We start from the raw sequence: 7,271 nt of genomic DNA, 5'->3' as shown, positions 1-7,271 counted from the left end.
TAGAGCGTACGGTTCATACCCGTGAGGTCGGGGGTTCGATCCCCTCCGCCGCTACCATATTGAAGGACCTTTAGCTCAGTTGGTTAGAGCAGACGGCTCATAACCGTCCGGTCGTAGGTTCGAGTCCTACAAGGTCCACCAGCTGAATCGAAGGATATATATACGGAGGAATACCCAAGTCCGGCTGAAGGGATCGGTCTTGAAAACCGACAGGGGTGTTAAAGCCCGCGGGGGTTCGAATCCCTCTTCCTCCGCCATATTTTACTTAATAACTTTTATTATCGCGGGGTGGAGCAGTCTGGTAGCTCGTCGGGCTCATAACCCGAAGGTCGCAGGTTCAAATCCTGTCCCCGCAACCAAAATGGTCCCGTGGTGTAGCGGTTAACATGCCTGCCTGTCACGCAGGAGATCGCGGGTTCGATTCCCGTCGGGACCGCCATTTTAATAAGGCTCGGTAGCTCAGTTGGTAGAGCAATGGACTGAAAATCCATGTGTCGGCGGTTCGATTCCGTCCCGAGCCACCATTTTAATTGAAATTTAATAATGGCGGCTGTGGCGAAGTGGTTAACGCACCAGATTGTGGCTCTGGCACTCGTGGGTTCGATTCCCATCAGTCGCCCCATTAGATAAATAAATACGCGGGTGTAGTTTAATGGTAAAACCTCAGCCTTCCAAGCTGATGTCGTGGGTTCGATTCCCATCAGTCGCACCATTAGATAAATAAATACGCGGGTGTAGTTTAATGGTAAAACCTCAGCCTTCCAAGCTGATGTCGTGGGTTCGATTCCCATCAGTCGCACCATTAGATAAATAAATACGCGGGTGTAGTTTAATGGTAAAACCTCAGCCTTCCAAGCTGATGTCGTGGGTTCGATTCCCATCAGTCGCACCATTAGATAAATAAATACGCGGGTGTAGTTTAATGGTAAAACCTCAGCCTTCCAAGCTGATGTCGTGGGTTCGATTCCCATCACCCGCTCCAATTTGGGGCCTATAGCTCAGCTGGTTAGAGCGCACGCCTGATAAGCGTGAGGTCGGTGGTTCGAGTCCACTTAGGCCCACCATTATTCCACAGTAGCTCAGTGGTAGAGCAATCGGCTGTTAACCGATCGGTCGTAGGTTCGAGTCCTACCTGTGGAGCCATTATACGGGGAAGTACTCAAGTGGCTGAAGAGGCGCCCCTGCTAAGGGTGTAGGTCGTGTAAGCGGCGCGAGGGTTCAAATCCCTCCTTCTCCGCCAGAGCAATTTAATGGATGTTATGGCCCGTTGGTCAAGCGGTTAAGACACCGCCCTTTCACGGCGGTAACACGGGTTCGAATCCCGTACGGGTCATCAAAAAGAGCAGTCTGCATTTATGCAGACTGCTCTTTTTTAATCAGTGAACTTCTTATAATCATCAACCTTTAATTTTGTACCAGGATTAGATAAATCAAAGTCTGAATAAATGCCTGTGTACGGCCCTCTAAACATATCAATTGCTAAGATCTTATTATCGGGTGCTTCAAAGTAAGGATTTACTTCGTTATTTATCTTCGGTTGTTTATTACCTTTTATCATTATATCATCTCCCTTTCTTTTACCTTAGTTTTTACAATCAAATCTTAAGTATTCCTCAGCGTATTAAATGGCTCTAACTAAAACAATAATTATGTCGTAAAATGTCGCAATAAACAGATTTTTTTTCAGAAGGTATTTTCGATATTTTCTTGAACTTGATTATGTATGATCAAAATGATGGTTGAGAGGGTGACGAGAATTGGAATCAACAATTCAACCTACAGAGTTTGATGTTCATCTCTTTCATGAAGGTAGCTTATATGAAAGCTATACTTTGTTTGGAGCACACTTAGTTGAAGAAAATGGCGTGCAAGGTGTGCGCTTTTGTGTATGGGCTCCTAAAGCAAAAGAGGTTCGAGTTGTAGGGGATTTTAATCAATGGAATGGTACAAAGCATCAATTAATGAAAATCAGTGAGCAAGGTATATGGATGTTATTTGTCCCTGCTTTAATTGAAGGTGACATGTATAAATATGAGGTATATACAGAAGATGGGCGTTCTGTTCTTAAATCTGATCCATATGCATTTTATAGCGAAGAAAGACCAAACACAGCTTCTATTGTGTATAACTTAGAAGGATATAAATGGAACGATCAATATTGGAAAAGAAAGAAAAAAATGAAACAATCCTATCATTCACCTATGTTCATATATGAACTGCATGTTGGAACATGGAAGAAGCATGATGATGGTCGTTTGTATACCTACTTAGAATTAGCAGATGAATTAATTCCATATGTGAAGGAACACGGGTTTACACACATTGAGTTATTGCCTATTATTGAACACCCATTTGATCGTTCATGGGGCTATCAGGGGACAGGTTATTTTTCGGCTACCAGTCGATACGGGACTCCTAAAGATTTAATGAACTTTATCGATCGTTGTCATCAAGAGAATATTGGGGTGATCTTGGATTGGGTTCCTGGACACTTTTGTAAGGATCAACACGGGCTTTATATGTTTGATGGTACACCAACATACGAATATCAAAACGAATCAGATCGAGAAAATTATGTGTGGGGAACAGCCAACTTTGATCTTGGGAAGCCAGAGGTTCAAAGTTATTTAATTTCGAACGCTTTATTTTGGATGAACTACTTCCACATAGACGGATTTCGAGTAGATGCAGTGGCTAATATGCTGTATTGGCAAAATAAACATGAACTATGTGAAAATCCTTATGCTGTAGCTTTTTTAAGGAAGTTAAATGAAGCAGTGTTTTTACAGGACCCAACAATCTTAATGATAGCGGAAGATTCTACGGATTGGCCACTCGTAACAGCTCCTACATCAGACAATGGACTTGGTTTCAATTATAAGTGGAATATGGGTTGGATGAACGATGTGTTGACTTATATGGAAGCAGATGTTCATGAACGTAAAGGTTTACATAATAGGATAACGTTTTCGTTACTCTACGCATTCAATGAAAACTTTATTTTACCGTTTTCTCACGATGAAGTCGTGCATGGTAAACGTTCATTGTTGAATAAGATGCCTGGAGATTACACAGACAAATTTGCTCAACTTCGCTTATTATATGGCTATCTACTCACTCACCCAGGAAAAAAACTACTTTTTATGGGCGGAGAATTTGCGCAATTTGACGAGTGGAAAGATTTAGATGATTTAGATTGGGTATTATTTGATTTCGACTTGCATAAAAAGCTAAATCAGTATGTGAAGGAGTTACTCAAATTTTACCGAAAAAGTAAGCCTTTGTTTGAGCTAGATCATCATGAAGAAGGTTTTGAATGGATTGATGCCAACAATGCTCAGCAGCAAATTTTCTCTTTTGTACGAAGAGGACAAAAGCCAGATGAGCTTCTTGTAATAGTATGTAATTTCTCAAACGTTGCTTATGAAGATTATAAAATAGGTGTTCCTTTACAAACGGATTATATTGAAGTGATAAATAGTGATGAATTGGCATTCGGGGGATCTGATGTTCGAAATCGAAAAGCAGTCACAGCATCAGAAGGAAAGTATCATGGAAAACCCTTTTACATTGAGATCAATATCCCTAGATTTGGGATTAGTGTATTACGAGCAAAGAAAAAAAGAGGGGAGAGAAAGAAATAATGTTAAAAAAGAAGTGTGTCGCTATGTTACTAGCAGGGGGTAAGGGAAGTCGGTTAAGTTCACTTACTAAAAATATTGCCAAGCCAGCAGTTCCGTTTGGTGGTAAGTATCGAATTATTGATTTTGCTCTTAGTAATTGTACGAACTCAGGAATTGAAACAGTTGGTGTACTAACTCAGTATCAACCATTAGTGTTAAATTCTTATATTGGTATTGGTAGTGCATGGGACTTAGATCGCCATAATGGTGGTGTGACGGTACTTCCTCCATATTCAGAATCTTCAGGGGTTAAATGGTATAAAGGAACTGCTAGTGCGATTTATGAAAATGTAAATTATCTTCATCAATATGATCCAGAGTACGTACTTATTTTATCAGGAGATCATATTTACAAAATGGATTATAGCACGATGTTAGACTATCACCTTGAAAAAGAAGCAGATGTAACGATTTCTGTTATTGAAGTACCATGGGATGAAGCAAGTCGATTTGGAATTATGAATACGAATAGTCAGTATAACATTTTAGAGTTTGAAGAAAAGCCTGCATTTCCGAAAAACAACTTGGCTTCAATGGGAATTTACATTTTTAAATGGAGCGTATTAAAAGAGTTTCTAGAAATGGATGCTCGTAATCAAGATTCTAGTCATGATTTTGGAAAGGACATTATTCCTTTACTACTAGAAGAGAAGAAAAAGGTGTTAGCATATCCATTTGAAGGATATTGGAAAGATGTTGGTACAGTGAAGAGCTTATGGGAAGCGAATATGGATTTACTTCTTAAGGATACCAAACTGAATTTATATGATCCATCTTGGAAAGTGTACTCTGTTAACCCAAGTGAACCACCGCAATATATTGCACCATCTGCTGAAGTTGTTGAATCTCTTGTAAATGAAGGGTGCGTTGTAGAAGGTAAGATTGAACAATCTGTCTTATTTCAGGGTGTGCAGATTGGAGCTAATTCAGAGTTAAAAAGAACCGTTGTCATGCCTTACGCTAAAGTGGGTCAAAATGTGTACATTGAAAATGCCATTATACCTGAAGGTGTTGTTATTCCTGATGGAACAATTATTAAACCATCAAAAGAAAATGATGAAGTCATTTTAGTGACAAATGAACTGGTCGAATCACTTGCATAATATTAACTTTACAACGAAAGGATGACCAATAATGAATACGCAAATGCTTGGAATTATTGATGCTTGTACAAATACACATTCATTACAACCTTTAACATCATATCGCTCTATTGCAGCGTTGCCTTTTGCCGGAAGGTATCGCTTAATTGATTTTGCATTATCAAATATGGTGCATTCAGGGATTCATAGTGTTGCCCTCTTTCCTCGTTATCATTATCGTTCATTAATGGACCATCTCGGTTCAGGAAAAGAATGGGATTTGAATAGAAAAAGAGATGGACTGTTTATCTTTCCTCCTATGATTGGAAGCAATGTATTTGAAGCGCCATCTGTCTTTTCACAATTACGTTATCATATTAACTATTTTTTAAGAAGTACTCAAAAGTATGCGGTTATTGCGAATAGTTATACGGTATGTACAATTAATTTTCAACATGTGTTAACTCGACATATTGATACAGGTGCTACAATCACAGAGGTTGTACAAGATGGCAAGTCTTTGAACATGTACGTGTTAGAAACGGAAACGTTAGTCAATATGTTACAAAACGAGACATATGATTTTGCAACAATAGAAGACTTTGTCGCATATATGGCACAGTTCTCTAAGGTATTACAGTATGAGCATGCGGGATATGTAGCAAACGTTTCAAATATCTCTTCATATTTTGAAGCCAGCATGGACGTTTTGTCACCACAAACATGGCAGCAACTATTTATGAAAGAACGACCTGTATATACGAAGGTGAAAGATGAACCACCTACTCGATATATGAGCGGAGCAACTGTGAAAAATTCTGTCATTGCAAACGGGTGTATCATTGAAGGACATGTTGAAAATAGTATTATCTTCAGAGGAGTAAAAGTTGAAAGAGGCGTTGTTATAAAAAATAGTATTGTTATGCAAAAAGGAATTGTTCGAGCAGATAGCTTATTAAATGGTGTAATCTTGGATAAAGATGTAAAAGTAGGACCAGGAATTGAATTAATTGGTGATAAGAACATACCACAAGTGATCGCAAAAGGAACTATTCAAGGAGCGCTGATGAAATCGTGAATGTATTATTTGCTGTATCTGAATGTGTACCATTTGTTAAAACAGGAGGACTTGCTGATGTGGCAGGTTCTCTCCCTAAAGACTTAGCTAAATTAGGGACAAATGTATGTGTAATGATGCCGAAGTATGGGCAGATTCCACAAAAATATAAAGATGAAATGAGTTTAACAAAAATAGTGGATGTGCAAGTAGGTTGGAGAAAACAATATTGCGGATTAGAAGTTATGCAAATGGACGGGGTTACATATGTATTTCTTGATAATGAATATTATTTCAACCGAGATACGCTCTATGGACATTATGATGACGGAGAGCGCTTTTCTTTCTTTTGTAGGGCAGTCATTGAAAGTATTCCATTTCTAGATTTTACTCCAGATGTTATCCATTGCCATGATTGGCATACCGGAATGATTCCCTTTTTATTAAGAGCACATTATGAACAATACGATGTCATTCAAACCGTGTTTACCATTCATAACTTGCAGTTTCAAGGCATCTTTCCAAAAGAGATTTTACATGATTTGTTAAATTTAAACGACTATTACTTTACTGAAAATCAATTAGAGTTCTATGGAAACGTAAATTTTATGAAAGCAGCGATTGTATCCGCTGATAAAATTACAACCGTTAGCCCAACGTATCGTGATGAAATACAAGTTCCGTATTATGGAGAGAAATTAGATGGGCTGCTAAGAAAGCGACAGCCAGATTTATTAGGGATTATCAATGGAATTGATGATACGATGTACAATCCGCAAGTAGATAAACTTATCCCTTACCCTTATTCTGCTGTGAATTTAAAGAATAAAGCTCGAAATAAAACATATATTCAACGAGAACTTGGGTTAAAGGAAGATAAACAAGTTCCTATCATCTCAATGGTGACAAGATTAACTGCTCAAAAAGGGTTGGAACTGGTGAGACACGTTTTTCATGAAATGATGGCACTAGATGTTCAGCTCGTTGTTCTAGGAACAGGAGATAAAGAATTTGAATCTTTCTTCATTGATATGGAAGCACAATACCCTGGAAAAGTTAAAACGGTTATTGGTTTTGATGAAGAGTTAGCACATTTAATTTATGCGGGGTCCGATTTATTTTTAATGCCTTCTAAGTTTGAACCATGTGGATTAGGACAATTAATCGCTTTAAAATATGGAGCGGTTCCTATTATAAGAGAAACAGGTGGCTTAAACGATACTGTTCAGTCTTACGATGAAGAAAGTGGTGAGGGGAACGGCTTCAGTTTTACGAACTTTAATGCACATGATATGTTACATACCATTAAAAGAGCAAGAGAGTTCTATGCAAGAACAGATGTGTGGGCACAATTAGTGGTAAACGGGATGTCTCAAGATTATAGTTGGGCTCAATCTGCATTTAAGTATAATCAGCTTTATGCAAGTTTATTATTAAAGGAGTGAAAAC

The 7,271-nt window shown here is 38.5% G+C and carries 5 protein-coding genes and 14 tRNA genes; 18 read left to right on the top strand and 1 reads right to left on the bottom strand.

What is annotated here, in order from left to right; translation table 11 throughout:
- The first annotated feature begins 64 nt into the window (after positions 1 to 64).
- The 14 genes from DIS06_RS16030 to DIS06_RS15965 all read left to right on the top strand — a co-directional run bounded on the left by DIS06_RS16030 (position 65) and on the right by DIS06_RS15965 (position 1,333).
- A tRNA-Ile gene (locus tag DIS06_RS16030) sits at positions 65 to 141 on the top strand.
- Between the two features lie 23 nt (positions 142 to 164).
- A tRNA-Ser gene (locus DIS06_RS16025) sits at positions 165 to 257 on the top strand.
- Between the two features lie 25 nt (positions 258 to 282).
- Positions 283 to 359: transfer RNA gene (locus tag DIS06_RS16020), tRNA-Met, on the top strand.
- Between the two features lie 4 nt (positions 360 to 363).
- Positions 364 to 439 (top strand) — tRNA-Asp (locus DIS06_RS16015).
- A 9-nt stretch (positions 440 to 448) separates the two neighbouring features.
- Positions 449 to 524 (top strand) — tRNA-Phe (locus DIS06_RS16010).
- Positions 525 to 546: 22 nt separating this feature from the next.
- A tRNA-His gene (locus DIS06_RS16005) sits at positions 547 to 622 on the top strand.
- A gap of 16 nt (positions 623 to 638) precedes the next feature.
- Positions 639 to 712 (top strand) — tRNA-Gly (locus DIS06_RS16000).
- 16 nt (positions 713 to 728) lie between these two features.
- Positions 729 to 802 (top strand) — tRNA-Gly (locus tag DIS06_RS15995).
- 16 nt (positions 803 to 818) lie between these two features.
- Positions 819 to 892 (top strand) — tRNA-Gly (locus DIS06_RS15990).
- A gap of 16 nt (positions 893 to 908) precedes the next feature.
- A tRNA-Gly gene (locus DIS06_RS15985) sits at positions 909 to 982 on the top strand.
- A gap of 5 nt (positions 983 to 987) precedes the next feature.
- Positions 988 to 1,064 (top strand) — tRNA-Ile (locus DIS06_RS15980).
- A 4-nt stretch (positions 1,065 to 1,068) separates the two neighbouring features.
- Positions 1,069 to 1,143 (top strand) — tRNA-Asn (locus DIS06_RS15975).
- Positions 1,144 to 1,149: 6 nt separating this feature from the next.
- Positions 1,150 to 1,240, top strand: a tRNA-Ser gene (locus DIS06_RS15970).
- Positions 1,241 to 1,261: 21 nt separating this feature from the next.
- Positions 1,262 to 1,333 (top strand) — tRNA-Glu (locus tag DIS06_RS15965).
- A gap of 39 nt (positions 1,334 to 1,372) precedes the next feature.
- On the opposite strand, the gene DIS06_RS15960 is transcribed toward DIS06_RS15965, so the two are convergent.
- Positions 1,373 to 1,558, bottom strand: a complete 186-nt coding sequence (locus tag DIS06_RS15960; protein WP_110114236.1) for a hypothetical protein — start codon at positions 1,556 to 1,558, stop codon at positions 1,373 to 1,375.
- 199 nt (positions 1,559 to 1,757) lie between these two features.
- Here DIS06_RS15960 and glgB point away from each other — a divergent pair, with 199 nt between their 5' ends.
- The 4 genes from glgB to glgA are packed head-to-tail and all read left to right on the top strand — an operon-like array spanning position 1,758 to position 7,267.
- Positions 1,758 to 3,644, top strand: a complete 1,887-nt coding sequence (glgB, locus tag DIS06_RS15955) for a 1,4-alpha-glucan branching enzyme (protein ID WP_110114235.1) — start codon at positions 1,758 to 1,760, stop codon at positions 3,642 to 3,644.
- The gene (locus DIS06_RS15950) at positions 3,644 to 4,786 is read left to right on the top strand and encodes a glucose-1-phosphate adenylyltransferase (RefSeq protein WP_110114234.1); all 1,143 of its coding nucleotides are present in this window, start codon (positions 3,644 to 3,646) and stop codon (positions 4,784 to 4,786) included. The genes glgB and DIS06_RS15950 overlap by 1 nt, the downstream gene beginning before the upstream one ends.
- A gap of 31 nt (positions 4,787 to 4,817) precedes the next feature.
- Positions 4,818 to 5,843, top strand: coding sequence for a GlgC family sugar phosphate nucleotidyltransferase (locus DIS06_RS15945; protein WP_110114233.1), 1,026 nt, complete (start codon positions 4,818 to 4,820; stop codon positions 5,841 to 5,843).
- Positions 5,840 to 7,267, top strand: coding sequence for a glycogen synthase GlgA (gene glgA / locus DIS06_RS15940; RefSeq protein ID WP_110114232.1), 1,428 nt, complete (start codon positions 5,840 to 5,842; stop codon positions 7,265 to 7,267). Before DIS06_RS15945 ends, glgA begins: the two co-directional genes overlap by 4 nt.
- Positions 7,268 to 7,271 lie beyond the last annotated feature (4 nt).

The sequence above is a fragment of the Bacillus sp. CGMCC 1.16541 genome, assembly GCF_003184905.1.
Lineage (GTDB): Bacteria > Bacillota > Bacilli > Bacillales > Bacillaceae_H > Priestia.
This window is presented reverse-complemented; position numbering and strand designations above follow the sequence as displayed.

Bases quoted from the DNA above. Each gene is read 5' to 3' on its own strand.
- DIS06_RS15960 (WP_110114236.1), bottom strand. From the start codon at position 1,558: ATGATAAAAGGTAATAAACAACCGAAGATAAATAACGAAGTAAATCCT.
- DIS06_RS15950 (WP_110114234.1), top strand. From the start codon at position 3,644: ATGTTAAAAAAGAAGTGTGTCGCTATGTTACTAGCAGGGGGTAAGGGA.
- DIS06_RS15945 (WP_110114233.1), top strand. From the start codon at position 4,818: ATGAATACGCAAATGCTTGGAATTATTGATGCTTGTACAAATACACAT.